The 26,303-nt window shown below is 60.2% G+C and carries 20 protein-coding genes and 1 pseudogene; 13 read left to right on the top strand and 8 right to left on the bottom strand.

Annotation, left to right across the window (positions count from 1 at the left end; translation table 11 throughout):
* The first annotated feature begins 76 nt into the window (after window positions 1-76).
* The 3 genes from M5B97_RS00595 (at window position 77) to M5B97_RS00585 (ending at window position 3,703) form a co-directional block, all read left to right on the top strand.
* Window positions 77-973, top strand: coding sequence for a DMT family transporter (locus tag M5B97_RS00595; RefSeq protein ID WP_248730387.1), 897 nt, complete (start codon window positions 77-79; stop codon window positions 971-973).
* 258 nt (window positions 974-1,231) lie between these two features.
* Window positions 1,232-2,308, top strand: a complete 1,077-nt coding sequence (hppD, locus tag M5B97_RS00590) for a 4-hydroxyphenylpyruvate dioxygenase (RefSeq protein WP_123718760.1) — start codon at window positions 1,232-1,234, stop codon at window positions 2,306-2,308.
* Window positions 2,309-2,500: 192 nt separating this feature from the next.
* Window positions 2,501-3,703, top strand: coding sequence for a DUF6543 domain-containing protein (locus tag M5B97_RS00585; protein ID WP_248730386.1), 1,203 nt, complete (start codon window positions 2,501-2,503; stop codon window positions 3,701-3,703).
* A 68-nt stretch (window positions 3,704-3,771) separates the two neighbouring features.
* Here M5B97_RS00585 and rarD read toward each other — a convergent pair whose 3' ends face one another.
* The 3 genes from rarD to M5B97_RS00570 form a co-directional block, all read right to left on the bottom strand.
* A complete protein-coding gene (gene rarD / locus M5B97_RS00580; protein WP_134657278.1) occupies window positions 3,772-4,653 on the bottom strand; it encodes an EamA family transporter RarD in 882 nt (293 codons plus the stop codon).
* 160 nt (window positions 4,654-4,813) lie between these two features.
* Complete coding sequence (locus M5B97_RS00575; RefSeq protein WP_123718425.1) at window positions 4,814-5,824, bottom strand: aldo/keto reductase; 1,011 nt, start codon at window positions 5,822-5,824, stop codon at window positions 4,814-4,816.
* A gap of 81 nt (window positions 5,825-5,905) precedes the next feature.
* A complete protein-coding gene (locus M5B97_RS00570) occupies window positions 5,906-6,808 on the bottom strand; it encodes a LysR family transcriptional regulator (RefSeq protein WP_123718424.1) in 903 nt (300 codons plus the stop codon).
* Window positions 6,809-6,908: 100 nt separating this feature from the next.
* On the opposite strand from M5B97_RS00570, the gene M5B97_RS00565 reads away from it, so the two are divergent.
* Window positions 6,909-7,613 carry an SDR family oxidoreductase gene (locus tag M5B97_RS00565; protein ID WP_248730385.1) on the top strand — a complete coding sequence of 235 codons (705 nt, stop codon included), beginning with the start codon at window positions 6,909-6,911 and terminating at the stop codon, window positions 7,611-7,613.
* A 111-nt stretch (window positions 7,614-7,724) separates the two neighbouring features.
* Here the strand turns inward: M5B97_RS00565 and M5B97_RS00560 are convergent, their stop codons facing one another.
* A complete protein-coding gene (locus tag M5B97_RS00560; protein WP_248730384.1) occupies window positions 7,725-9,035 on the bottom strand; it encodes an MFS transporter in 1,311 nt (436 codons plus the stop codon).
* A 160-nt stretch (window positions 9,036-9,195) separates the two neighbouring features.
* Here M5B97_RS00560 and M5B97_RS00555 point away from each other — a divergent pair, with 160 nt between their 5' ends.
* The 4 genes from M5B97_RS00555 (at window position 9,196) to M5B97_RS00540 (ending at window position 13,232) form a co-directional block, all read left to right on the top strand.
* A complete protein-coding gene (locus M5B97_RS00555) occupies window positions 9,196-10,302 on the top strand; it encodes a sugar diacid recognition domain-containing protein (RefSeq protein WP_248730383.1) in 1,107 nt (368 codons plus the stop codon).
* A gap of 91 nt (window positions 10,303-10,393) precedes the next feature.
* A complete protein-coding gene (locus M5B97_RS00550; protein WP_134657273.1) occupies window positions 10,394-11,533 on the top strand; it encodes a glycerate kinase in 1,140 nt (379 codons plus the stop codon).
* A gap of 54 nt (window positions 11,534-11,587) precedes the next feature.
* A complete protein-coding gene (locus tag M5B97_RS00545; protein ID WP_248730382.1) occupies window positions 11,588-12,658 on the top strand; it encodes a DUF1176 domain-containing protein in 1,071 nt (356 codons plus the stop codon).
* A gap of 61 nt (window positions 12,659-12,719) precedes the next feature.
* Window positions 12,720-13,232: a GNAT family N-acetyltransferase gene (locus tag M5B97_RS00540; protein WP_123718418.1), complete on the top strand. Its 513-nt coding sequence runs from the start codon at window positions 12,720-12,722 to the stop codon at window positions 13,230-13,232.
* Here M5B97_RS00540 and M5B97_RS00535 read toward each other — a convergent pair.
* Window positions 13,229-13,921, bottom strand: coding sequence for an aspartate/glutamate racemase family protein (locus tag M5B97_RS00535; protein ID WP_248730381.1), 693 nt, complete (start codon window positions 13,919-13,921; stop codon window positions 13,229-13,231). The two genes, M5B97_RS00540 and M5B97_RS00535, sit on opposite strands and share 4 nt — an antisense overlap.
* Before the next feature lie 96 nt (window positions 13,922-14,017).
* Between M5B97_RS00535 and M5B97_RS00530 the strand changes: the two are divergent.
* A pseudogene (locus M5B97_RS00530) lies at window positions 14,018-14,155 on the top strand (DUF3313 domain-containing protein); the annotation flags it as partial.
* Window positions 14,156-14,201: 46 nt separating this feature from the next.
* On the opposite strand, the gene M5B97_RS00525 reads toward M5B97_RS00530, so the two are convergent.
* From M5B97_RS00525 to M5B97_RS00515, 3 genes are all read right to left on the bottom strand, one after another.
* Window positions 14,202-15,602 (bottom strand): DUF1254 domain-containing protein, encoded by a 1,401-nt coding sequence (locus tag M5B97_RS00525; RefSeq protein WP_248730380.1) that lies wholly within the window; start codon window positions 15,600-15,602, stop codon window positions 14,202-14,204.
* 236 nt (window positions 15,603-15,838) lie between these two features.
* Window positions 15,839-16,201 (bottom strand): response regulator, encoded by a 363-nt coding sequence (locus tag M5B97_RS00520; RefSeq protein ID WP_123718416.1) that lies wholly within the window; start codon window positions 16,199-16,201, stop codon window positions 15,839-15,841.
* A 144-nt stretch (window positions 16,202-16,345) separates the two neighbouring features.
* Entirely contained in the window at window positions 16,346-19,630 is a 3,285-nt protein-coding gene (locus tag M5B97_RS00515; protein WP_248730379.1) for a hypothetical protein, read from the bottom strand.
* A gap of 493 nt (window positions 19,631-20,123) precedes the next feature.
* On the opposite strand from M5B97_RS00515, the gene M5B97_RS00510 reads away from it, so the two are divergent.
* The 4 genes from M5B97_RS00510 to M5B97_RS00495 are packed head-to-tail and all read left to right on the top strand — an operon-like array spanning window position 20,124 to window position 26,241.
* Window positions 20,124-23,627 (top strand): response regulator, encoded by a 3,504-nt coding sequence (locus M5B97_RS00510; RefSeq protein ID WP_248730378.1) that lies wholly within the window; start codon window positions 20,124-20,126, stop codon window positions 23,625-23,627.
* Entirely contained in the window at window positions 23,628-24,458 is an 831-nt protein-coding gene (locus M5B97_RS00505; protein ID WP_177421572.1) for a protein-glutamate O-methyltransferase CheR, read from the top strand.
* Window positions 24,455-25,054: a chemotaxis protein CheB gene (locus tag M5B97_RS00500; RefSeq protein WP_248730377.1), complete on the top strand. Its 600-nt coding sequence runs from the start codon at window positions 24,455-24,457 to the stop codon at window positions 25,052-25,054. Before M5B97_RS00505 ends, M5B97_RS00500 begins: the two co-directional genes overlap by 4 nt.
* Complete coding sequence (locus tag M5B97_RS00495; protein ID WP_248730376.1) at window positions 25,048-26,241, top strand: hybrid sensor histidine kinase/response regulator; 1,194 nt, start codon at window positions 25,048-25,050, stop codon at window positions 26,239-26,241. The genes M5B97_RS00500 and M5B97_RS00495 overlap by 7 nt, the downstream gene beginning before the upstream one ends.
* Window positions 26,242-26,303: the final 62 nt, after the last annotated feature.

Genomic DNA, 26,303 nt, shown 5'->3' with positions numbered 1-26,303 from the left:
CGTTTACTCATTTTACGATGACTGATCATTAGCCGAAGAATACGCCTATCCATGCACTTGATGAGCTTGAACGCGTATGAATGATCGCCTGACCTACCTGAAACTGGTTGCCGTGACTGTCATTTGGGGCGGCACCTTTGTCGCGGGGCGATACCTGGCAGCCGGCGTTGATCCGCTGTTGGCTGCGAGCCTGCGCTTTATGCTGGCGAGCGTGGCGTTGCTGGGTTTTCTCGCCATAGCGCGCATTCCGCTGGCACGCCCCAGCCTCAGGCAGCTGATGCGCCTGACTGCGTTGGGCTTTTTCGGTATCTATTTCTATAACCTCTGCTTCTTCTATGGTTTGCATTACATCAACGCTTCCCGTGCCTCATTGATCGTCGCCCTGAATCCGGCGGTGATCGGCCTGGCGGCCTGGCTGTTGTTCAAGGAGCGTGTGAATGCCCCGGGAATTCTGCTGTGCCTGGGCGGCGCGGGGCTGGTAATTGTCAGCCGCAACCCGAACTTGCTGCAGGGCGCGACCCATGCCTGGCTGGGTGATGTTCTGGTCTTTGGCTGTGTGGTGGGGTGGGGCGTGTACTCATTATGTTCACGCAGCCTCAGTCAGAGCCTGGGGCCATTGCAGACCGTTACGTGGTCGATCCTGCTGGGCACTGTGATGCTGATCGCGACGAGTGTGCTGACAGGCGCCTTCACGACGGGAGGGCTCGCAGCGATCCAGCCTCTGCAATGGCTCAGCTTGGTCTACCTCGGTGTATTGGGTTCGGCCCTGGCCTACGTTGGCTATTACGATGGCATTCGTCGGATTGGCGCCACGCGGTCCGGCGCCTTTATCGCGCTTAACCCGCTGACTGCCGTGGTCAGCGGCGCACTGCTGCTCGACGAGCGCCTGACGCCGGCGATGTATGCAGGGGCCGGGTTGATTCTGCTGGGTATCTACCTGTGCAATAAACCCCTTGCAACCACCAAGGCATAGGGATTTGATAAGGAATAGGACAAAACTGGTTACGCTGTGTAGAATCGATTTACGCATACAAGAATATGGACTTGCGCTCACGCAAGCCTCAGCCGTCAGAGACTGATGTACCCATGAAGCTACTCGGCTCCCCCCTCATCTTCGGTGACTTCCTCGCCCGCAGCGTGCGAGGCCTCTCTTGTGCGCCGCCCTCGCACCTCATCCTTGCCGGCAATTGAAATCCGCTCGACCACAAGAATGATGATGAGGCGCCAAATCATGGCAGATCTATACGAAAACCCAATGGGCCTGATGGGCTTTGAATTTATCGAATTCGCATCGCCGACCCCAGGCACCCTGGAGCCGATCTTCGAGATCATGGGCTTCAGCAAAGTCGCGACCCACCGCTCCAAGAACGTGCACCTGTACCGTCAGGGCGAGATCAACCTGATCCTCAACAACGAACCCGACAGCCTTGCATCCTATTTCGCGGCCGAACACGGCCCGTCGGTCTGCGGCATGGCGTTCCGCGTCAAGGACTCGCAAAAAGCCTACAACCGTGCACTGGAGCTGGGTGCCCAGCCGATCCACATCGAAACCGGCCCGATGGAACTGAACCTGCCTGCCATCAAGGGCATCGGCGGCGCACCGCTGTACCTGATCGACCGTTTCGGTGAAGGCAGCTCGATCTATGACATCGACTTCGTGTACCTCGAAGGCGTGGACCGCAACCCGCAAGGCGCGGGCTTGAAGGTCATCGACCACCTGACCCATAACGTCTATCGCGGGCGCATGGTCTACTGGGCCAACTTCTACGAGAAGCTGTTCAACTTCCGTGAAGCCCGCTACTTCGATATCAAGGGCGAATACACCGGGCTGACGTCCAAGGCCATGAGCGCTCCGGACGGCATGATCCGCATCCCGCTGAACGAAGAGTCCTCCAAGGGCGCCGGCCAGATCGAAGAGTTCCTGATGCAGTTCAACGGCGAGGGCATCCAGCACGTGGCGTTCCTCACCGACGACCTGGTCAAGACCTGGGACGCGTTGAAAAAGATCGGCATGCGTTTCATGACCGCACCGCCGGACACCTACTACGAAATGCTCGAAGGTCGCCTGCCGAATCATGGCGAGCCGGTCGACCAGTTGCAGGCGCGCGGCATCCTGCTGGACGGTTCGTCGATCGAAGGCGACAAGCGCCTGCTGCTGCAGATCTTCTCGGAAACCCTGATGGGCCCGGTGTTCTTCGAATTCATCCAGCGCAAGGGTGATGACGGATTCGGTGAGGGCAACTTCAAGGCACTGTTCGAGTCGATCGAGCGCGACCAAGTGCGTCGGGGCGTGTTGACGGCGGACTGATTACTCACTCGTAACCCTTGAAAGCCCGGCAGGGAGCGTTCTCTGCCGGGCTTTTTCGTGCGCGTGTACTCGGCAATGGCCGGCTGCGGCAACGGAACTGGCTGCATTTCAAAGTCCACAAAGATGGCCGTGACGCTGGCAAAAGTTCGCGTCCCATGTACAGAAATCTTTATCCGGTGAAGAGGTTTTCTGATGAATATTGCAGCGTTGTCTGGTTACCTTTCGATGCCCCCAGCCACTTCCACACCGCCTGGCCCGCCCCCTGGCACCACCGGTAAAACGCACCCCAGTGATCAGGCCCGTCGTCGGTTCATTGATGAGGCCGATGAAGCATTCCGCGATGACGTCCTGAGTGTCGAAGGGAAGAGACTCGTGGATGCGCTTGTGCATCCAGGCAAGCGCGGGGCACCCGGTGTGCAGGTTTCCACGTTTGCAATCGACGGCATTCAAGCCAATGACATTGTGATGATCAAGCGCGTGCCCGCCACGGCTGAAGGTCCCAATTTCATGCTGTATGTGCCGCAGGAAGGCCAGTATGCATTCCACGAATTCAAAGACCGCGAGGGCCTGACGGGCTGGATTAAAACCGTGGCCAGCGATCCCCAGTTGCTGGAGAGCTTTGTGCGGCATTTCTCCAACGAAAGGGCTCCCCGGCAGATGGAACGGGTCAGGCAGAAGCTGATTGCATTCGCCGATAACGATACCAATGCAGTGGTGGGCAGTTTCGTTCAGGTAAAGGGCGATATCTTCACGTATTTAAGTGAAGCCGGTGCAGTGCCACCTGCGCCTGTCAATGGTTTGACCGGTACTCACGTTCATAAGCTGGAGCCGGACGGCGACGCGACTTACATAGGGACGCGAGCCGATGGCCAGAAGGTCATCTACACGTACGATGCCTATGGAAACCTGCATGGCGCGGCCCGGGACGGTTTCTACTTCACGAAAAACGGTTTGAACAATAACGAGCCGCTTCAATTGATATCGTTCGATCAATACCGCCAGACGGTGACGAGTGTTGCGCTCGACAACGTGGGTGCCAATGACCTGAATGGGCTCTACGAAGAGTTTCTCCGACAACTCAGAAACCCAGGCAATGGCCTTGGAAAGGCGCTGGTAGCCCTGGGTGTTTCCGAGGATGTGGCGCATGCCCTTGAAACCCACCTGACCAATCCTGGAAGTGGGCCCACCGTTGCGCTGAACAAAGGTAACCGGCTCGGCAAGTTATTCGGCGTTGCCCAGGAAACGATGGATGCGGCGCTGAAAACCATCGGTGATCAAGCACAGAGCCGGCTCCCGTACTACGGCAGTGCTCGAACACTACTGACAGGGTTGGCTGATGTGATTGAGTCGATAGCCCCCGTGCGCCCGGCCGGCACCGCCGTCAAAATCGCTTGAGCCCGCAGCGATAGACATCGCAAGAGGGGCGGGATGCCCCGATAACCTGCGGCCACCACGGCCACCATTCAGGCTCTGCGCTGACGCACAAGATGCTTGAACCCTTCGTACACCAGGACCATCACCGCCAACCAGATCGGGATATAGGTCAACCATTGCCCGCCCTTGATCCCTTCACCCAGCAGTAACGCCACCCCCAGCAGCAATACCGGCTCCACGTAGCTGAGCAGCCCGAACAGACTGAATGCCAACAAGCGACTGGCAATGATATAGCTCACCAGTGCCGAGGCACTGATCAAACCCAGGATGGGAATCAACGCATACAGCTTCGGTTGGCTGTCCAGCACGCCAAAACCCTGGTCGCCACTTTGCACGAACCACCAGGCCACCGGCAGCATCAGTGCCATATCCAACCACAGGCCGCCCAGATGATCCGTGGTCAGGTACTTGCGCACCACGAAATACACCGGATAGCCGATGATCACCACCAGCGTCGCCCAGGAAAACCCGCCCGCCTGATACAACTCGTTCAGCACGCCAAGGGCCGCGAACACCACAGCGATCTGCTGCAGGCGCGACAGGTGTTCGCCATACACCAGGCGCCCGGTCAGTACCATGGTCAGCGGCAGCAGGAAGTACCCCACCGAAACGTCCAGGCTGCGCCCATTCAGCGGCGCCCACATGAACAGCCACAACTGCACACCCAGCAACGCCGACGACAACAGTACGCCGCCTATCAGGCGCGGTTTGGCCGCCAACATGCGAACCACGTCCCAGACGCGGCGCCATTCGCCACTGACGATCATGAACACCGTCATACAGGGCGCGGTCAGCAACATGCGCCAGCCGAAAATCTCCAGGCCACTCAAGGGCGTCAGCAGCGATGTGAAGTAATACATCACGGCAAACAGCGCCGAAGCCAAGACCGATAACGCAACACCTTTAGACACGCCGTCCTCGCGAAAACAGATTGATACAAAGAGGCGGAGATTATGGTGCTTTTGGGCCAGGGCGTGCGCTGTTTTGGCGCGTTTTATGGATTTTTTCTCGTGCTACCTGTGGGCGCGGGCTTGTTGTGGCGAACAAGCCCGCTCCTGAACGACGTGATGATCAAGAACGTGCCCTGCGACCTGCCACAAAATGGCTCACGTCGTTGAATCCCGGCGTGGATGAATGCCCGGGCGTCACCAGCGAATCGATAAACGCCTCATCTTGCGCTGTGATCTCCACGCCCAGCGCTCCGGTGTAGGCATCCCACTGGGCCTCGGTGCGCGGCCCGACAATTGCCGAGCTCACCACCGAACTGTTCAGCACCCAGGCGATCGCGAACTCGACCATCCCCACGCCACGGCCCTGGGTGTATTGCTGAATCTGTTGGGCAATGCGCAACGACTCTACGCGCCATTCGGTTTCCAGAATGCGCTTGTCCTGGCGTGCCGCACGGCTGCCGGCTTCGGGGGTTACATCCGGTGCGTACTTGCCACTGAGCACACCACGGGCCAGCGGGCTGTAGGGCACCACACCCAAGCCATAGGCAGCGGCTGCGGTGAGCTGCTCGACCTCGGCCTGGCGGTTGACGATGTTGTACAGCGGCTGGCTGATGATCGGTTTGTCCACGCCCAGGCGTTCGGCCACGCGAATCACCTCGGCAATGCGCCAGCCACGGTAGTTGGACAGGCCCCAGTAGCGGATCTTGCCCTGGCGGATCAGGTCGCCCATGGCCGACACCGTGGCGTCCAATGGCGTGTCGTGGTCTTCACGGTGCAAGTAGTAGATATCCAGATAGTCGGTGTCCAGACGTGACAGGCTGGCTTCCACCGCATTGAAAATACGTTTGCGGCTCAAGCCACTGCGGTTGGGCAAACCCTCTGCCGGGCCGATGCCGACTTTCGACGCCACCACCCAATCCTGGCGGTTGCGCGCAATGGCCTCACCCACGATCTCTTCGGAGCGCCCGCCGGTATAGACGTCAGCCGTGTCGATAAAGTTGATGCCCTGGTCCCAGGCTTTGTCGATGATGCGCAGCGAGTCTTCAGTGCTGGTCTGCTCACCAAACATCATAGTGCCGAGCGTCAGCGCGCTGACCTTCAAGCCGGACTGGCCCAATGTGCGGTAAATCATGGAAAGCTCCTCGTGGCGTTCAAACGTAGTCCCTGCAATACCAGACTGAGCCGCTCTGGAACAAGCCCTGCACCGTTTTCTTCACGCACCCAGCAACGTCTGGCAGCGTTGCTGCAAAAAACGATGCAGCACTTTCACCCGTTCCGACACTTGCAGGCGATGGGGGCACATCAGGTTGAACGGGGTGGGCTCGCCTTGCCAATCGGTGAGCAGCGGTACCAGCCGGCCCGCTTTGATATCGCGAGCGATGTCCAGGCTGGCCTTATACGCAATACCGTGGCCGGCCAACGCCCAGCGCCTTACGATTTCACCGTCGTCACTGAGGTAGTCACCCGTGACCTCGACTTCCTGAAGGTGTGTGCCCTGGCGAAAATACCACGTGCTGTTGGCCTGCCCACGGCGCATGTACCGCAGCGTACTGTGCTGCGCCAAATCCGTCGGCCTGTTCGGTGTGCCATGACGTGCGAGGTAGTCGGGGCTGGCGCAGGCGATGCGCCGATGGCCCGGGACTACCGGCAGCGCCACCAGGCTTGAGTCCCTGGGGACGCCAAAGCGCAGGGCAATGTCGACGGTGTCGCGGAACAGGTCGGCGTTGCTGTCGTTGAGCAGCAGTTGCAGACGGATGTTGGGGTGCTCCACCTTGAATTCATCCAACCAGCCCAGCAGCACGTTACGCCCGAAATCCGAGGGCGCCGCCAGCTGCAGCAAGCCGCTGAGGCTTTGGCCCTGCTGCTTGATGGCGTGTTCGCCTTCCGACAGTGCTTCAAGCGCGACCCTTACGCTGTCCAGATAGCGTCGACCTTCCTCGGTCAAGCGCATGCTGCGGGTGGAGCGTGCGAGCAACCTGACGCCGAGTCGGGTTTCCAGGCGCTTGAGGGCGATACTCGCAGCGGCCGGCGTGAGGCCCAGGCCACGGGCGGCGGCCGATAAGCTGCCGCTATCGGCGGTGCGCACAAAAACTTCAAGGTCCAGCGTCGAGCTCATCTGTAAAAATCCTTTAAAGATCTTGTCGTTTTACCGGGATTTTTCGCTGATTGCCAAGCTGGGAAGATGAACGCTCACTTTCTGACCTGGATGTTTCTCAATGAACGCTTCCCTCAACGGTAAAACAGTCATCGTGATCGGTGGCAGCAGCGGTATCGGTGCAGCAGTGGCCAAGGCCGCCGCCGCCCGTGGTGCACAGGTGGTGTTGGCCGGGCGTCGGCTGACATCCGGTGTAGAAGACGGCCTGCGCAGCGAACCCGTCGACGTCACCGACACCGCTTCCTTGCAGCGTCTGTTCGAAACCGTAGGCCGCTTTGATCACCTGGTGTATACGTCCGGCCCGTCGGTGCGTGCCAAGCCACTCATCGAGACGGATTTGATCGAGGCCCAGGAAAATTTCAACGTGAAACTCTGGGGCGCTTTGCGTGCGATCCAACAGGCGCTGCCGTATCTGGATCAGCACGGCACCATCAGCCTGACTTCGGGCCAACTGGGCCGCAAATTGGCGCCCGGCCAGTTCATCAAGACCGGCATCAATGCCGCGACCGAGGCGCTGGGCAAGCAGTTGGCCAAAGAGCTGGCGCCGCGCCGGGTCAATGTGGTCAGCCCGGGGGTGATCGATACACCGGCTTATGCCGGGTTGGCAGAAGAACAGCGCCTGGCGATGTTCGCCAAGGCGGGCGCGGGCTTACCGGTTGGGCGGGTAGGGCAGGCTGAAGAAGTGGCGGCGGGGTATGTGCTGGCCATGGAGAATGGCTTTATGACCGGAGCTATCATCGACATTGACGGCGGTGGCTTGTTATAGGCCTGGGCAGGCTTGGGTGTAGAACGCATTTGTGATTCAGCCAGGCCGCCCTCGGGCAACCTGCTGATGAGTGGCCTCCACGCGCGGGTGCGCGTGGAAGCAACAACGCGGTCAGGTCCGCAGGCTTCGCGTCATGCGCAGCGCCAGCAGGCTGCCGGCGACGATCACCGCTGCCAGCAGGTACAACGCGATATCCGTGGACCCGGTTGCATCCTTCACAAAACCGACGATGTACGGGCTCAGGAAGCCGGCCATCTGGCCCATGGAGTTGATCAGCGCCAGGCCGCCCGCGGCCGCACCGACACTGAGCATTGCCGTGGGCACCGGCCAGAACATCGGCAGGCCGGTGAGGGCGCCCATGGTGGCGATCGTCAGGCCAAGAATCGCCATGGCAGGCGTGGTGGCGAAATTCACCGCAATCAGCAGGCCTGCCGCGCCCATCAACATCGGCACCACCAAGTGCCAGCGCCGCTCTTTACGCAAATCGGCGGAACGACCCACCACCAGCATAAACACCGCCGCCAGCAGATACGGGATAGCGCTGAGCCAGCCGATCACCAGGTTATCGCTGAAACCCAGGTTCTTGATGATCGACGGCAGCCAGAAGTTGATCGCGTAGACGCCGCTCTGGATGCAGAAGTAGATCAGGCCGAACGCCCAGATCGCCGGGTTCCTGAACACTTCGGCCAATGAGTCGCTGGTGGTTTTCGGTTTGTTCGCCAAATCGGTCGCCTGGTCGGCTTCCAGTACGGCGCGCTCGTGGGGCTTGAGCCACTTGGCGTTGGCGAAGTTGTCGCTGAGCAGGAAGTAGGCGAGGGCGCCCAGTATCACGGTGGGGATGCCCTGCAACAGGAACATCCACTGCCAGCCTGCCAGGCCGCCCTGGCCGGCCGCGAAGTGGTTGAGAATCCAGCCGGAGAACGGGCTGCCGAGCAAACCGGACACCGGGATCGCCGACATGAACAACGCCATGATGCGCCCGCGGCGGAAGGTCGGGAACCACTGCGAAAGGTACAGCACCACGCCCGGGAAGAAACCGGCCTCAGCGGCACCGGTAAACAGGCGCAGCGTGTAGAAATGCGTCGGCGTCGTGACGAACAGCAGGCAGGTGGACAACGTGCCCCACACGATCATCATCAGCGCAATCCAGCGCCGTGGGCCGAACCGGGTCAGTGCCAGGTTGCTCGGTACGCCGCACAACACGTAGCCGATAAAGAAGATCCCGGCACCAAGGCCGTACACGGTTTCGCTGAACTTCAACGCATCGAGCATCTGCAGTTTGGCAAAGCCAACGTTTACCCGGTCGAGGTAATTGAACAAATAACAGATAAAGATGAAGGGGATCAGGCGCAGGGTAATGCGCTGATAGATGGCGTTTTTATCGTCATCGGTGGCCAGTGTGGCAGCGGCGCTCTGTGACATGAGGGTTCTCTCTTTATTATGATTTTTCGCGATGCGAGGGTAACGTTGATCGCCCAACCAGTCTCGGTGACAGGATGGGCTACTGTCTTTGTGCCTGCGCACAGTCAAGCGTCCTTTGCGCTGTGCCGCTGAACAACCCGCTTTTCAGGAAAATAGCCCCATGTTCGAGCTGGATCATGACTTGGCGCAGGATATTGTCGATCGCACCATGGCCATCCTGCCCTATAACGTCAACGTTATGGACAGCCAGGGCCTGATCCTTGGCAGCGGCGAGCCGGAGCGCATCAATACCCGCCATGAAGGCGCACAGCTGGTGCTGGCCAATGGTCGGGTGGTGGAAATCGACGGCCAGACCGCCAAGCACCTCAAAGGCGTGCAACCGGGCATCAACCTGCCGTTGCTGCATGATCAACGCCTGATCGGTGTGCTGGGGATCACCGGCGAACCCGAAGGGCTGCGCACCTACGCCGAACTGGTGCGCATGACCGCTGAAATGCTGGTGAGCCATCGACACCAGCAGGCCGAACAGCAATGGCGCCGCCAGCGATGTGACGATCTGCTCGCCTTGCTGCTGGCCGACAGCGGCGACTCACCGCGACTGGTGGACGAAGCCCTGCAGTTGGGCCTCAAGCCGCAGATGGCACGTACGCCGTACCTGTTCGAGCTGGGTCCGGGGCAATCGGCCGAAGCGTTGAGTGCCTGGCTGAGCAGCCGCTACCCGGACAGTTGGTGTGTCAGCTCGGCGCAGTTCTCCCTGTTGTGGTGTCGCCCGGCGTCGGTGCCGGTGGATAATCCACGCCTGCTGGAAAAACTCGATGGCTTGGGTTGGAACATCCTTCGTGTGGCCGTAGGCGGGCAGGCCGATGGCTTGGCCGGGCTGCGTCGTTGCTACCGTCGTGTCAGCGATTTGCTGGCCTACGGTCGGGATGTATTGCCCCAGTCGCGCCTGCTGACCCTCAACCGTTATCGCCTGCCGGTGATGCTCTGGCGGCATCGCAACGACGATGCGCTGGACGAATTGCTCAACCCGTTGCGCAAAGTACTGGCCAAGGACAGCAATGGCCAGTTGCTCGCGACCTTGCGCAGTTGGTGCGAACACGACGGCCAAAGCCAGGCGTGCGCTGATGCCCTGGGCATCCATCGCAACAGCTTGCGTTATCGCATGGAGCGTATCGCCGAACTCAGCGGCGTCGACCCACTGACCCTGGACGGCATGCTCGCTCTCTACCTGGGCGTACAGCTGTTGCCACAGGCTTTGTCGGAATGAACAACAAACCTCACTCACACTTGTGCATCGGACCGGCGTCATCCCCGCAGGCAACTGGCAGCATGGGCGTTATAAAAACCGGAGAAAGCCCATGAAAATCATCATCGCCCCCGACTCGTTCAAGGACAGCCTGAGCGCTGAAGGCGTTGCCCGGGCGATTGCCGAAGGGCTCGCCCACGTCTGGCCGGATGCGCAACTGGTCCAATGCCCGATGGCGGATGGGGGTGAAGGTACGGTGGACGCGGTACTCGCCGCGTGCAACGGCGAACTGCGTCGCCAACCGGTGCATGGCCCACTGGGCGGCACCGTAGAGGCGCGCTGGGGCTGGTTGGCCGACAGCCGCACCGCGATTATCGAAATGGCTGAAGCGAGCGGCCTGCAGTTGGTCCCCCCGGGACAGCGTGATGCATGCTCCAGCAGCACCTACGGCACTGGAGAGTTGATCCGTGCCGCCCTGGACCTCGACGCCCAGCGCATCATCCTGGCCATTGGCGGCAGCGCCACCAACGATGGCGGCGCCGGCGCCATGCAAGCCCTTGGCGTGCAACTGTTCGATAGCAACGGCCAGCCATTGCCTGCCGGTGGCCTGGCGCTGGCGGGGCTGGCGCGTATCGACCTGGAACAGTTGGACCCTCGCCTGGCGCGCGTGCGTTTTGACATCGCTGCAGACGTGAATAACCCCCTGTGCGGTCCCCAGGGGGCGTCCGCCATTTTCGGCCCGCAAAAAGGTGCCACCCCCGAACAGGTCCAACAGCTTGATGCAGCCCTCGGCCACTTCGCCGACCACTGCGCCAAGGTCCTGCCCAAGGATGTGCGCGACGAACCCGGCAGCGGCGCAGCCGGCGGGTTGGGTTTTGCCGCCAAGGCGTTTCTCGGCGCGCAATTTCGTGCCGGTGTGGACGTAGTGGCTGAGCTGGTTGGCCTGGACGATGCCGTCCGCGGTGCCGACCTGGTCATGACCGGCGAGGGCCGTTTCGACGCCCAGACCCTGCGCGGTAAGACCCCCTTCGGCGTGGCACGCATCGCCCAACGGCATCAGGTGCCGGTAATCGTGATCGCAGGCACCCTGGGCGACGGCTATGAACAGATGTACGCCCATGGCGTGGCGGCGGCGTTCGCCTTGCCGAACGGGCCGATGAGCCTGGAACGTGCCTGCAGCGAAGCGCCGCGCTTGTTACGCGAGCGCGCGGCAGATATCGCACGGGTGTGGCGAACCGCTTCCGGCCGCTGACGCCATGCAGTGAACATGGGACAATCCGCGCCTTTCAGACACGGAGAGTCCCCCATGCTGCGCCCCGCAATCCTGGCCCTGTCGTTGGCCGGCGCCACGTCCCAAGCCTTTGCCCAGCCCCCCGCCGAAACCGTGCCCTTGCTACGGGAAATCAAGAACTGGGTCATCGGTTGCGACAACCTGCGCAATTGTCATGCCCTCAGCGCGCCCAGCGGAGTCGATGAGGAGGACTACAGCGCTCTGACCCTGCATATCTGGCACCAGGCTGGCCCGCAGGCGTCGCTGCGTTTGCGTTTTGATTATCGTGGCGAGGCCGTGGACCTTTCTACGTTGCTGTTGGATGGTCAACCGTTGGGCCTGGAGCTGACGCAGGCGTTGCATGTGGAGCTGGACGATCAGGGCGGTGATGACCAGGTACAGTCCTACGGTGTGCTCGAAGAAGCACCGGCTCGCCTGTGGTTGCAGCGTTTGCGCAATGGTCAGCGTTTGCAGGTGCCGGGCGATAAAAGCGCACAGGTGTCACTCCAAGGCCTGAGTGCTTCGCTGCTGTTGATGGATGCGGTGCAAGGACGCCTGGATAACGTCACGGCACTGGCGCGGCCAGGCAAAGGGGCCGCCAGCCAGGTGCCGGCGCGCATGCCCGTGCCGGTCTTGCTCAAGTTCCCGGCTGCGCCGCCGCTGACCGCCGAAGAACAGAACGCCCTGGCGGCCGCTGCCTTGAAAGCCATCACGGACACGGACACCGAAATGGCGCCGCAGGCCGAAGTCGGCGCGCTGAGTGCAACTCAAGCCATGAGCGTGGTGCGTTACGACTGCGCCGCCTACAACTGCGAATACGAGGTCACCCGTCGTGAGCGTCAGGCCCCTTATGGCGAAACCCCACTGACCATCCAACCGTTGCCGTTGGACGGCGCTGCGCTGCAAGGCTCGGTTGGGTATGACGAAGCCACTGGTACCTTGAGTTATTTCTACAAACAGCGGGGGATCGGCGATTGCGGCGCCGCAGGCGTCTGGGTGTATGACGGCAAGGCCTTCCAACTGCGTGAATTCCAGATGATGCCGCGCTGCACCGGGGTGGGTCCGGGCGATTGGCCGGCGCTGTGGTCGACAGTTCCAGCGCCCTAGCCAGTGGGCGCGGTTGGCCTCTACACTGGCCTGCCACTTGTCTTTCAAAGGATGAAACACAATGCACGCACCTGAACCTCATATCGTCATCCAGCGCTTTACCGAAGCCCATCTTGAGGGCGTCACGGCGCTCTATAACGACCCGGCCGTTTGCCGTCAGGTGCTGCAAATGCCTTTCCAATCGGTGGAGGCTTGGCGCAAGCGTCTGGTGATGGACAACGAACGGCGGCTGCAATTGGTGGCGATGCATGGCGGTGAAGTCATCGGCAATCTGGGGATGGAGCAGAATGCCCGCGTTCGCCAGAGCCACATCGCGGGGTTGGGCATGGGGGTCGCTACCGCGTGGCAGGGCAAGGGCGTGGGTTCCAGGCTATTGAGCGCTGCGTTGGAAGTGGCTGACAACTGGATGAACCTGCGCCGCGTCGAATTGACGGTCTATGCCGACAACGAAGCCGCGCACGCGCTGTATCGTAAGTTCGGCTTCGAGGTTGAAGGCCGTCTGCGCGATTACGGCGTGCGCGATGGTGGTTTTGTCGACGCGCTGAGCATGGCGCGCATACGCACGCCGGCTTAGTCGTGCAAAGCAAACGCCACCGCAGCCCGCGCATGCAGCTCGGTGGTGTCCAGCAGCGGCAGGTCGCTGTGTTCGGGCTGGATCAGCAGGCAGATCTCGGTACAGCCCAGGATGACTGCCTGGGCACCCCGCACGGCGAGGTTGTCGATCACCCGCTGGTAGACCTGGCGCGACGCTTCGCTGATCACACCCACGCACAACTCTTCGTAAATGATCCGGTGCACGGCCTTGCGTTCGTCCGCATCCGGCACCAGCACAGTCAAGCCTTGGGCAGCCAGGCGTGACTTGAGAAAATCCTGCTCCATGGTGAATGCCGTGCCCAGCAGACCTACCGTCAGGGTGCCTGCTTCACGTGCTGCGGCTGCGGTGGCGTCGGCGATATGCAGGAATGGAATCGACACCGCCGCCTCGATACGTGGCGCTACCAAATGCATGGTATTGGTACACAGCACCACGCAATCGGCACCCCCGGCCTGCAGGCGGCGCGCCGCGTCTTCCAGGATCAGCGCGGTGTCATCCCAACGCCCGGCATGCTGGGCGCGTTCCACCGGGCCGAAGTCCACGCTGTACATCAACAGCTGCGCCGAGCGCAGTGGGCCGAGCTGGTCGCGCACGCGCTGGTTGATGATGCGGTAATACTCGGCGCTGGACTCCCAGCTCATGCCGCCGATAAGGCCGATGGTACGCATGCGATGCTCCTGACAAGGACTGTCGCTTCACCTTACCCACCGGCCGTGGATTAGTCATACCCAGTTGCCCGCGAAATGACCGGTGCAGTTTCACCGCTCACCCAGGTGATACGCAAAGGCACCGGCAAGCCCCTGTCCAATGAATCACAGGTAATGAAGGCTGATGATGTGAAAAGCGTCGTCGATGGTTGGGCCTCGGATCTGCGTCAATCCTACGCCAGGCCCAGACACTGATAGTTCTGTGCAGGTAGGAGCGAGCAAGCCCGCTCCTATGCAAAAGCTACTTGAGCGGCGTCAACGGTGGGAGCTGCCATTGGCCGTTAGCCACCTCGGGCTTGGGCAGGTAAATCCGCAGCACGGCATAAAACGGGCCGGGCGGCGCCGGCAGCCAGTTGCTTTGTTCGGCTTTCGGCGGCTCGTGGTGTTGCAGCGCCAGGGTCAGGCCACCATCGGCGTCGAGCTTGAAGTTGGGCAGCATCCGCGAATTGAGCAGGTAGCGTTTCTTGTGGTTGGGCACCAGCAGTTTGGTTTTGGCCTCGTACATCGTCAGCGACCAGAACGCGTCGGCCGGCGGCAACTGGTCCTTGGCGAAATGCACGGTGTAGCTGTGGCGCGCACCGTTGGCGGGCTTGCCCTCGCTGTCAACGGAGTAGGTCAGGTAAGCGGCTTCGTCGGGCGAGTTGCCGAACATGTGCAGGTTGGCACCGGCATAGCGATAAAGGTAGTTGTTCTTCAGGCGATCACGGCTGCCGAACAGGTCGCCGTGGGAGACCTGGTGGGTGTCGATCTTGTCTTTCTTGAAGGCAGCGAACTCCGCCTTGCCATCGGCGATCCCGTCTTCCAGGGCTTTACGCTGCTCGGCGGTCAGTTGATTGACCTTGAACGGTGCGCCCGGCGCGATGCCGATCTTGGCAAAACGGGCCAGCAGGTCTTTTTCGCTGTCCTGAGGGGAGGCGAAGCTGAGCATGAAGTTCAGGTAACGGAACAACTGCGGGCCTTCGGTCATGGTCGCCATTGGCTTGGGCCATTCGATCTTCGCGACTTTGGCCGGCGCGGGTTGCTTCACGTAGCCGCTCAGCGGTTGCACTTTATAGCCGCTCTGGATCTGCTTGACCTTGCCCAGGTCTTTTTCATCGAACAACTGCGTGCGGTAGAGGGCGTAGGCGATGTTGCTTTCGCTGTAGATCACGCGATCAATGTCGACCGGTTGCTGACCTTTCCAGTCCGGCCCGGCGATCATGAAGTGACCACCATTGTTGCCGGTGCTGCGGGTGCCCAGGTAGGCGATGTTCTGCGTGTAGAGGTCGATCAACTGCACCGAGTAGTAACGGTTGTCTTCGATCTTGGGCAGGGTCAGTACCTGGGGTTCTTTGCGCAAGTCCATCCATACGAAGGAGTAGGGCGTATCCGGGTTCGGAGTGGGTATCGCAGTGTCCTTGGGGGTGACGACCTGGGCGGTGTTGCCGATATGGTTGAACGGGGCCTTGAAATTGGCGCCACCTTTATCAACGGCCTGGGTGTAGAGCGTTTTGTACATTTCTACCACCGGGTAGCCGTACAAGTAGGCTTCCTTGGCGATGGCACGGGCTTCAGTCGGAGTTGCCGTGAAGTCGGCCCAGGCACCGGTGCTCATCAATATCGAGAGGCTCGCCAACAGCAGGCGCGTCGGTTTTCCAATCATGTTGTTGCGTCCTTCCTGAGTGCTTTTTAAAGGGCGTGAGATTAAAACGCTGAGTTTCCAGTTTTATTCGCCGAACGTCACGTTAATCCCAGCAAACAGGTGAACTATTGGGGTGGTAACGGTACGGCGCAGTTGTGCAGGGTAGCAGACGGCGCCAGGCCCGCAGGCTTGCCGTGCCTGTTTGCCCTGATGCAGGGCAAACCACTGTCTTGGTGTACTGCGTCGCGAAGAAAGGGTTACGCGTCGGGCAACATCGATTTGACTTTGTCGCGCAATTGATCGATCGAGAACGGTTTGCCGATCACTTGCATCCCAGCGGGTACATCAATGTTTTCGGCATAACCACTGGCAAAGAGGATGGGCAGGGTGGGGCGCAATTGACGCACCTGGGTCGCCAGTTCCTTGCCGTCCATGTCGGGCAGGCCGACATCGGTCATCATCAGGTGGATGGTTTGGTCGGTGTTGACCACTGCCAACGCTTCGGCGGCGTCAGCGGCCTCCAGTACATGGAACTCCAACTCTTCAAGCACATCGACGATCAGCATGCGCACGATGGCGTCATCTTCGACTACAAGGATGGTGGAGGCAGGGGACGGCATAGTGAACATTCCTGAAAGTAAAGGTACAGAGGTCAGGCAGGGCTGAGTCAACTCAACTAATGAGTAGTCACGCGGCCAGCAAGTTCCGAAAAACTTACTGGCCGCATGATGTCAGGCGCGCAGAATGCCCCGGTACGTCATGGTTTACAACGCAACACTGGAGAGATCTCTCACCACATCCGGGTTAATGCCGGGTCGATTATTCACATGGCCGGGCTCAAATATGCTGATGCTGTAGGCTCGCTTGCCCAGAAGCGTCCGGCGCGTGTTGCGCAGCGCCGCAGATTGGCCACTGTTGAGCAATTCCTCCATGCCTCTTTCCATCGACGTCAAGTTGGTGAATTTGACCAGGCCGGCGTTGGGGTCGAAAAAAAACCACTCCGGCTTACCGTTTTTGATTCGGACCCCAGCCAGCATCGCATGGTCCACGGTACCGATCCTGATCGTCGTCGAGGTTCCAGACGCGAGCATTTTATCGATGATTTCGTCGTATCCGACTTCCACCTGCCCGCCGAAATGGAATGAACTCGGCTTTTTTACAGTGTCCTGGAGGTTGCGCAAATGCATTCTGAATGGTGCATTGGCGGCACTCGCAGGGTCTTCGGTGACCTTGAGCAAATTCTTCACAAGCTGCTCCTCGGTACCCTGATGAAGCGCCAGCGCCATGGCATAGGAAATGCCGGCGCACTCCCCGACAGAGGGCAAGTCAACGTATGCGTTGTAATGCGCCTGTGAAAAGGGCAGCACCGACACACCAGGCCCCATCACATCATGAAGGAGTAACGCGCTGGTGTATTCACCGTCCCTGACATAGGCACGCTTCAATTCCCGGCTCAGAATACCGATCTCGTGCGGCATGCGTCCGGGCGCCTCAGCCAGTTTCCTGAGTTGTGAGCTGCCCATTCCATCCCGATACCCAGGCAACTCCTCCAGGCGTCCGGTCAAATACCCTAGTTTGTAGGCAGGGTAATTCTCCGTTTTCGTCGCGTTAACGATGTTGTTGTACAGCTTTAAATAAGCAGGTTCGCTGGTCACCCCGGTCAAGCCACGAAGCTCAGGCGCTCCGCGTGGGGAAAAGCCATCGATGGGCATGCCATAGGGTTTATTGGCAACAGGATCATATTTATACCAACGATCATTTTTCAGGACTGCGACCCCTTCGGTCTCTATCCCGCTCACCTTGTAAGTGCCGATCAATGTCGGCCCATGCTCCTTGCTGGCAGCCTTTAACAAGTCATAGCCACCGGCTGCGCCCCTCACGTGGTTGAGCCACTCGACGCCCTTCGAGAACCCACTGCCGACTAAGCGGGTAGCACCCAGCGCCGCATCACCCAGCCCCCCTAAAGGATTGAGTGAGCTGAAGGTCGCCATTCCGATCACCTTGACCGCGCGTGCCAGCTTGGTGGCGGTTGAAGTGGCGGTGCCGGCGATCTTGATCACCTTGCCGGCGGTGCCCACGCCGGCGGTCACGATGCCGAACAAGTCCAGGCCCAGGTCGAGCAAACCCTCGCCGATATTACCTTTGCGAAAGTTATTGAACGCCGCACGAAAGGGGATCAGGTCCAGGATGGCCTCGCTGACCGCCTCGCCGCGCCTGCGGTTGTTGTCGGCGGTTGTAAGGCCGCGGGCCTGTTGTTTGATCGCATCGTCATCCAGGTCGACATGCTGCACGAAGGCGTCGGCGATAAGGCCGGTGCGCCCTGAGTTGAAGCTGTCAGGGGGAGATTGGTCCGGGCGCTTTTGTTCGTCACGACGGACGGCGTCGTCGCCTTTGGGGGTAAAGGCTTTTGTTTCGTGCACAACATTGGCGGCGCGGCGACTCTGAGCGCTTGCCCGCGACGGCCCGACCGGTTCTATCGTGCCTTTGTTGAAGCTGATCGCATAGGCTTTGGTCACCCCGTCACGCTCGACTTTGACCAGCAGTTGCTCATTTTTGGGGTGTGGCGTGGACCCGGTGAACCCTGGCCCCAAGGTGCGTGAATGCTCCTGGAAGAAGCTGATCTTGCCGTATTCGAGATCTTCGCGGACAGCCAGGGGCGCCTGGCTGATCAGGTGTTTGACGTAGGTGTTGATGGCGGCCTTTTTATCTTTGACGGTGCTGGCGAACTGCGACTCGAAGGCCTTGGCCACCCCAAACCGAGGGTTGGCGTTCAAGGCCGCCAACGGCACGCGCGCGTCGTCGCAGGTGAATGCCAGATCAGCGTCCGGCAAATCCATCATGGCGACGTCCAGCATCGAGTGCGGCCCGACCTCCACGGTTCGATAGCCAACGCCGCCGTCGGGTGTGGTTTCCTTGCGGCTGATGTGAATCAGCTTCTCTTCAAACAGGGCCTGTTGCTCGGGAAAGCGTTTTTTCAGCTCGGCCAACGCCATCGCTTTACGCGACGGAATGTCTGCATCCAAGGCGTGTGTGGCGGTGCCAATCAGCGTTCTACGGGCATTGAACTCACGGAGCAGGGCAGTGAGTTCATCGAGGCTATAGCGTTGATCGTCCTTCCTGGCCAGCACCCCGTTGGCCACGCCCCAATCCACTAGGACTTCGCGTTGCACGCGTTCGGTCACGGCGGGGTCCGCCAGACTGGCGTTGCGAGCCGCCAGCATGACTTCGGCGAACGTCATGTTCGCGACCTTGCCGGGCGTTTGCGCTTCGATGGTGGCCGCCGCCACCGACAGGTTGACCCACGCCAGGCTGCCATAGGTGACGCTGGCCGGGATGTCCTTGATCAGCAAGGCCGGTGCGCGGCCCGCCAGTAAGACATGCGCAGCGACGCCGGCCATGGCGGCGCTGGTCTTTCCCTGGGCGATCAGATGCTGTTTAAGACCATCAACCACCGTGGACAGCGGCTTGCCCCAGTGCTTGTCACTGGCCAGATCGAAGCCGGCGAGCGTGTTGCGACGCGGCGCGATGATGGACTCCGGGTCCAGTTGCAAGGTCAAGGCGGCGAGCAGGTAGTCCATCGTGCTGCTGTCGGTGGCGACACCCTGCATGGTTTTCTGCAGTGTTTCGCCGAGCAATTGCCCTTCGGGCGAACTGATCAGCGCTTCCAGCGCTTTGACCGGATCGTTGAGTACACCTGCGGGGAGCGGCGTGCGCAGACGCAAAAACCCCAGCAACAGGCCCTTGGTCTGCATCACTTGCGGTTGTTGGCCGTGGGGGTCGACATGGCTCATGGTGATGAGCCGAACGCGGCGTTGCTCATCCGCGCTCAGCGGCACCGGCCAGGACAGCGCGCCGCCCAGATTGCCCAAGGGGTGCACTTGGCCACGGTCGATGACTGCATCCGAGAGACCGTTGAGCGCGAAATGGCTGTCAGGCAAGGGTAAGCCGAGGCTGCCGATAAAATCCTCGAGGGTGGCCTGGCGACCGCCGTCGTGGGGGTAGCGCGAGTCAGGATCAATCGCCATCGAGGTGGTTTTCAGCGCCGCCACTATCATCGGCGCCGTGGCGTCTGCGCCCAGTCGCCTGGCCAACTGGCTCAGCGCATCGCCCAGGGTGAGAAGGTTTTGTTTATCGGCGAGGTCTGTCTTGAGGTTGGGCTTTATCCCGACTGCCGCGTTGCCGGGTATGGGCGCCGGCGTATTGTCAGGTACAGGTGTGGGAAGCGTCGGGGTTGCGCGTGACAGACGTTGAACGGAGGTTGTCATCTAGGAGCACCTTTATGGGAATGAAGTTGCGCCTTTGCGGTGGAGCCTCCCTGTTCTCAAGGCGCTTACCTGGGTGGAATGGCGGAGCGTCGACGTTCCCGTACCGAGTGCGAAGAAGTGTGAAGAGAAGTAAGACGAACGCCGCATGCACAGGGCGACGGCCTGACTTTTCCAAAAGCTGCGTCGTCCTTTTCGTCGTTGTGCGGTAGAAAAATGGCGTTCATGGGCAAGTTTGGGGCAAACTCCCGTTTTTTCCGCACTTGGCCAAGGCATGCCCATGACACCTGCGTCGTCCATCGATGAAAAGAGCTTTCGTAACCTCCTGAGCCGAAACGTTGCGCTGCCTTTAGCTGTGGGCGTGCTCAGTGCGGTGTTCTTCGTGTGTCTGATCACTTATTTGTTATCAGTCATTCGATGGGTGGAACACACCGACCGGGTCATCAATAACCTTAACGAGGCCTCCAAACTCACCGTTGATCTGGAAACCGGCATGCGTGGCTTTCTGATCACCGGCGACGAGCATTTCCTCGACCCTTATGAAGTGGCCAAGCCACGCATCGTTGCCGACCTGCGCAACCTCCAGGACCTGGTGTCGGACAACCCGCAACAGGTGGACCGTCTCAAGCGTCTTGAGGCGTTGCAGATCGAGTGGAACCAATACGCTCAGTCGATGATTGAAATGCAGCGCACCAGCGGTGACTTTCGCGGTGCGGTGAAGGCGGGTCGGGGAAAACGCCTGACCGATGAGATTCGCAAGGAGTACGACGACGCGGTGGCTATGGAGCAGCAGTTCCGTATCACCCGTAATGAAGACGTCACCCGTACTACGGTGATCAGTGTCTCTCTGTATCTGCTCTTTGTTCTCGGCCTGAGCGCGTTCCTGGCGTATATCGGCCGTAAAAATCTTGTTGCTCTATCAAAGAGTTACAACGCAACCCTCGAGTCGCAGCATAAGATCGCGCGCCGCCTCGAACAGCAAGCCTGGCTGCGCAATGGCCAGACCGAACTGGCTGAACAAGTACTCGGCCAACTGACCCTGAATATGCTGGGACGCAACATCCTGCAGTTCTTTGCCCAGTACACCGGGGTTGCGGTCGCCGCACTGTACGTGCGCGAAGAGCACGGCGGCCTCAAGCGTGTGGCCACCTATGGCTTTTCTCGTGAACAGGAAGAGCAGGAGCAATCGATCTACAGCGACGAAGGCATCGTTGGGCAGGCCGCCCAGCTGGATCGCCTGATTCGCCTGGACGATGTGCCGGTGGACTACTTCAAGGTCAACTCCGGTCTTGGCCAGGGGCCCGCCCGTAGCGTGCTGGTGGTGCCGACCAGTAATGACGACCGCGTCAACGGCGTGATCGAACTGGGCTTCCTGCGCTCGCTGGAAGAACGTGACATCGAGTTGCTGGAACTGATCGCCGACAATATCGGCACGTCCATCGAAGCCGCCCGCTACCGCCAGCGCTTGCAGGAGGTGCTGGCGGAGACTCAGCAGCTCAATGAAGAACTGCAAGTGCAGCAGGAAGAGCTCAAGACCGCCAACGAAGAGTTGGAGGAGCAGTCACGTATCCTCAAGGAATCCCAAGCCCACCTGGAAACCCAGCAGGCCGAGCTTGAGCAGACCAACGAACAGTTGGCCGAACAGACCCAGACGCTCGCCGAGCAGCGCGACGCCATGGACCGCAAGAACATCGAGCTCAACCAGGCGCAGGTGGAACTCGAAGACCGCGCCCAGGAGCTGCAGCGCTCCAGCCGCTACAAGTCCGAATTCCTCGCCAACATGTCTCACGAACTGCGCACGCCGCTGAACAGCTCGTTGATCCTGGCCAAGTTGCTGGCCGAGAACCCCCAGGAAAACCTCAGCGCCGAACAGGTCAAATTTGCCGAATCGATCTATTCGGCGGGCAATGACCTGCTCAACTTGATCAACGACATCCTGGACATTTCCAAGGTGGAAGCCGGCAAGCTTGAAGTGCGCCCCGAGAGCTCCAGCGTTGCTCGCTTGGTGGATGGCCTGCGTGGGATGTTTGAACCACTGGCGGCTGATCGAAAGTTGGGCTTTCAGGCGCAGATACTTGAAGGCGCGCCGGCCCTGCTGTTCACCGACCGCCAGCGTTTGGAGCAAATCCTCAAAAACCTGCTGTCCAACGCGATCAAGTTCACCGAACAGGGTGATGTGAGCCTGTCGGTTTCCCAGGCGCCGGGGGAGGGCATTGCCTTCACCGTGCGCGACTCCGGCATCGGTATCGCCCCTGACCAGCAGGAAAGTATCTTCGAAGCCTTCCGCCAGGCAGACGGCACCACCAACCGTCGTTACGGCGGTACCGGCCTGGGCCTTTCGATTTCCCGCGACCTGGCTACCTTGCTTGGCGGTTATATCAGTGTGACCAGTGAGCCCGGCAAGGGCAGCGTGTTCACCCTGGTCCTGCCGGAACAGTACGTGGAACGCACGCCAGACAGTCCGCCGATCGAGCCCCTGCGCCAAGCCGTGCCGGCGCCTGCACCTGTGCCGGTACCGGTCAGGGTGTCCCCTCTGCCGGTGGTCGATGCCGAACAGATTCCGCGCTTCGCCGATGATCGCGACAAAGCCCCGTTTGCCACGCGGTGCATTCTGGTGGTGGAAGATGAGCCGAATTTTGCGCGTATCCTGTTCGACCTGGCCCATGAGCTGGGCTACCACTGCCTGGTGGCCCACGGTGCGGACGAAGGCTACAGCCTGGCCGAGGAATTCACGCCGGACGCGATCCTGCTGGATATGCGCCTGCCGGACCATTCCGGGCTGACGGTGCTGCAGCGCCTAAAGGAACATGCCAACACCCGCCACATCCCGGTGCATGTGATTTCCGTGGAAGACCGTGTTGAGGCTGCCATGCACATGGGGGCCATCGGTTATGCAGTCAAACCCACGACGCGCGAAGAGCTCAAGGATGTCTTCGCACGCCTGGAAGCCAAGCTGACCCAGAAGGTCAAGCGTGTGTTGCTGGTGGAAGACGACGATCTGCAGCGCGACAGCATTGCCCGCCTGATTGGCGACGATGACATCGAGATCACCGATGTCGGCTACGCCCAGGCGGCACTGGACCTGCTGCGCACCAACATCTACGACTGCATGATCATCGACCTTAAACTCCCTGACATGCACGGCAACGAGTTGCTCAAACGCATGGCCACCGAAGACATCTGCTCGTTCCCGCCGGTGATCGTCTACACCGGGCGTAACCTGACGCGCGATGAAGAAGCCGAACTGCGCAAATACTCGCGTTCGATCATCATCAAGGGCGCGCGCTCCCCTGAGCGTCTGCTGGATGAAGTCACACTCTTTCTGCACAAAGTCGAATCCCAGCTGTCCCATGATCGCCAGAAGATGCTCAAGACCGCCCGCAGCCGCGACAAGGTCTTCGAGGGGCGCAAAATCCTGCTGGTGGACGATGATGTGCGCAACATCTTCGCTCTGACCAGCGCCCTGGAACACAAGGGCGCAGTGGTGGTGATCGGGCGTAACGGCCGTGAGGCCATCGACAAGCTCAATGAAGTCGAGGATATCGACCTGGTGCTGATGGACGTGATGATGCCGGAGATGGATGGTTACGAGGCCACCGCGCTGATCCGCCAGGACCCGCGCTGGAAGAAGCTGCCAATCATTGCGGTAACGGCCAAGGCGATGAAGGACGACCAGGAGCGCTGCCTTGCAGCCGGTTCCAACGATTACCTGGCCAAGCCGATCGACCTGGATCGCCTGTTCTCACTGATTCGCGTGTGGCTACCCAAGATGGAACGCATTTAAGTGGAGCACAGTTTTTTGGACAAAAGCAGCGAGATTGAGCTGCGCCTGCTGATCGAGGCGATTTACCTCAAATACAGCTACGACTTTCGCGATTACTCCGGCGCGTCGGTCAAACGCCGCGTGGCCCATGCTATGCGCCAGTTCGACTGCGCAACTATTTCGGCGTTGCAGGAGCGGGTGTTGCACGACCCTGCGGCGTTCATGCAGTTGTTGCAGTTCCTGACGATCCCGGTGAGCGAGATGTTTCGCGACCCGTCACACTTTCTGGCGATCCGCCAGGAAGTGGTGCCGCTGCTCAAAACCTACCCGTCGATCAAGATCTGGATCGCCGGGTGCAGCACGGGGGAGGAGGTGTACTCCATGGCGATCCTGCTGCGTGAGGAGGGTTTGCTGGAGCGCACCATCATCTATGCAACCGATATCAACCCAGCCTCCCTGGATAAAGCCAAGCAGGGCATTTTCTCCCTGGAGAATGTACGCGCTTATACGGCGAACTATCAGCAGGCCGGTGGGCAACGTTCATTTGCCGACTACTACACTGCGGCTTACGATTACGCGATTTTCGATAAAACCCTGCGCGAGAACGTGACCTTTGCCGATCACAGTTTGGCGACCGATAGTGTATTCTCAGAAACACAATTAATTTCATGTCGCAACGTGCTGATTTACTTCAATAAAAAATTGCAGGATCGAGCGTTTGGATTGTTTCATGAGTCGCTGTGTCATCGCGGCTTCCTGGTGCTGGGCAGCAAGGAAACCCTGGACTTTTCCGCCTACAGCAAGCAATTCGAGCCGTTGGTCAAGCAAGAGCGGATCTACCGGAAATCATGAACGACGCTGCCGCCAACCCGATTCACGGGATTGAAGCCATCGTCGTCGGCGCCTCCGCCGGCGGTGTGGAGGCGTTGTTGCATATTTTTGGCGAATTACCCGCGGGTTTCGGCCTGCCGATCATCGCCGTGCTGCACCTGCCGGATGAGCGTCGCAGCCAATTGGCCGAGGTGTTTGCGCGACGCCTGCGCATCCCCGTACGTGAAGGGCGGGACAAGGAAATGATCCAGCCTGGCACGTTGTATTTCGCCGGGCCCGGCTACCACCTGTCCGTGGAACAGGACCGGAGCCTGTCACTGAGCCAGGAAGACCGTGTGTTCCACTCCCGGCCGGCCATCGATTACTTGTTTTCCTCGGCCGCCGACGCCTATGGCAAGGGCCTGCTGGCGATTCTCCTGACCGGCGCCAATCAGGATGGCGCGCTGGGGCTGGCCCACGTCAAGCGGTCGGGCGGCACCACCGTGGTACAGGACCCCACGGAAGCCCGGATTGCCGTGATGCCCCTGGCGGCCCTGTCACTGCATACACCTGACCATATTCTTACTTTGAGCCACATAAGCTCATTGCTGGCTACCCTGGAAAAATCCTCATGTTAAGTACTGTCCAGGCCAAACTGCTGATCGTTGATGATCTGCCGGAAAACCTGCTGGCCCTCGAAGCGCTGATCAAGCGTGAGGACCGTCAGGTCTTCAAGGCCTTGAACGCCGACCAGGCGTTGTCCCTGCTGCTGGAACACGAGTTCGCCCTGGCGATTCTCGACGTACAGATGCCCGGCATGAATGGCTTCGAGCTGGCTGAAATGATGCGCGGCACCGAGAAGACCAAGAACATCCCAATTGTGTTCGTCAGCGCCGCCGGCCGTGAACTCAACTATGCCTTCACGGGCTATGAAAGCGGCGCGGTGGACTTCTTGCACAAGCCGCTGGATATCCATGCGGTGAAGAGCAAGGTCAACGTATTCGTCGACCTGTATCGCCAGAGCAAGGCCATGAAGCTGCAAGTCGAAGCCCTGGAACAGAGCCGACGGGAACAGGAGCTGCTGCTGGCGCGCCTGCAGGCCACTCAGGCGGAGTTGGAGCAGGCGGTGCGCATGCGTGATGACTTCATGTCGATCGTCGCTCACGAAGTGCGTACGCCCCTCAATGGGCTGATCCTGGAAACCCAGCTGCGCAAGATGCACCTGGCTCGGGAGAATGCCGATGCGTTCACCCTGGACAAGATGCACGCCATGGTCGACCGCGACGAGCGGCAAATCAAAAGCCTGATTCGCCTGATCGAAGACATGCTCGACGTGTCGCGTATCCGTACCGGCAAACTCTCGATTCGACCGGCACGCTTCGACCTGGCCCGGCTGGTGGGCGACCTGGTGGAAAACTTCGCACCGCAGGTCGCGGCAGCCGGCTCGACATTGCAATGGGTGAGTGAAGGGCCCGTCGAGGGCAACTGGGATGAGTTCCGCATTGAACAGGTGGTCACCAATCTGTTGACCAACGCCCTGCGCTACGGGGCCAAGAGCCCGGTAGAGGTGCGGGTGTACACCGAGCATGGCGAGGCGCGGGTAGAAGTGCGCGACCATGGCATCGGTATCAGCGAAGAGAATCAGAAACGTATTTTCCAGCAGTTCGAGCGCGTCTCGGCCAGCCAGGTGGCCGCCGGCCTCGGCCTGGGATTATTCATTTCCGAGCAGATCGTTGCGGCGCACGGCGGTGCCATCGAAGTGGAAAGCCGGATAGGCGAGGGCGCCTTGTTTCGCGTCTGCCTGCCATTGGCAGCGCCGGCATGAAATCAATCGTCACCTCGACGCAACCTCTGCGTGACCCCATGGTCGTAACTGCAGCAATTGAC

The sequence above is a fragment of the Pseudomonas sp. MWU13-2517 genome, from assembly GCF_023242545.1.
GTDB lineage: Bacteria > Pseudomonadota > Gammaproteobacteria > Pseudomonadales > Pseudomonadaceae > Aquipseudomonas.
This window is presented reverse-complemented; position numbering and strand designations above follow the sequence as displayed.

Bases quoted from the DNA above. Each gene is read 5' to 3' on its own strand.
- M5B97_RS00595 (WP_248730387.1), top strand. From the start codon at position 77: ATGAATGATCGCCTGACCTACCTGAAACTGGTTGCCGTGACTGTCATT.
- M5B97_RS00545 (WP_248730382.1), top strand. From the start codon at position 11,588: ATGCTGCGCCCCGCAATCCTGGCCCTGTCGTTGGCCGGCGCCACGTCC.
- M5B97_RS00560 (WP_248730384.1), bottom strand. From the start codon at position 9,035: ATGTCACAGAGCGCCGCTGCCACACTGGCCACCGATGACGATAAAAAC.
- M5B97_RS00495 (WP_248730376.1), top strand. From the start codon at position 25,048: ATGTTAAGTACTGTCCAGGCCAAACTGCTGATCGTTGATGATCTGCCG.
- M5B97_RS00555 (WP_248730383.1), top strand. From the start codon at position 9,196: ATGTTCGAGCTGGATCATGACTTGGCGCAGGATATTGTCGATCGCACC.
- M5B97_RS00500 (WP_248730377.1), top strand. From the start codon at position 24,455: ATGAACGACGCTGCCGCCAACCCGATTCACGGGATTGAAGCCATCGTC.
- M5B97_RS00565 (WP_248730385.1), top strand. From the start codon at position 6,909: ATGAACGCTTCCCTCAACGGTAAAACAGTCATCGTGATCGGTGGCAGC.
- M5B97_RS00540 (WP_123718418.1), top strand. From the start codon at position 12,720: ATGCACGCACCTGAACCTCATATCGTCATCCAGCGCTTTACCGAAGCC.
- M5B97_RS00520 (WP_123718416.1), bottom strand. From the start codon at position 16,201: ATGCCGTCCCCTGCCTCCACCATCCTTGTAGTCGAAGATGACGCCATC.
- hppD (WP_123718760.1), top strand. From the start codon at position 1,232: ATGGCAGATCTATACGAAAACCCAATGGGCCTGATGGGCTTTGAATTT.
- M5B97_RS00535 (WP_248730381.1), bottom strand. From the start codon at position 13,921: ATGCGTACCATCGGCCTTATCGGCGGCATGAGCTGGGAGTCCAGCGCC.
- M5B97_RS00510 (WP_248730378.1), top strand. From the start codon at position 20,124: ATGACACCTGCGTCGTCCATCGATGAAAAGAGCTTTCGTAACCTCCTG.
- M5B97_RS00585 (WP_248730386.1), top strand. From the start codon at position 2,501: ATGAATATTGCAGCGTTGTCTGGTTACCTTTCGATGCCCCCAGCCACT.
- M5B97_RS00550 (WP_134657273.1), top strand. From the start codon at position 10,394: ATGAAAATCATCATCGCCCCCGACTCGTTCAAGGACAGCCTGAGCGCT.
- M5B97_RS00525 (WP_248730380.1), bottom strand. From the start codon at position 15,602: ATGATTGGAAAACCGACGCGCCTGCTGTTGGCGAGCCTCTCGATATTG.
- M5B97_RS00575 (WP_123718425.1), bottom strand. From the start codon at position 5,824: ATGATTTACCGCACATTGGGCCAGTCCGGCTTGAAGGTCAGCGCGCTG.
- M5B97_RS00570 (WP_123718424.1), bottom strand. From the start codon at position 6,808: ATGAGCTCGACGCTGGACCTTGAAGTTTTTGTGCGCACCGCCGATAGC.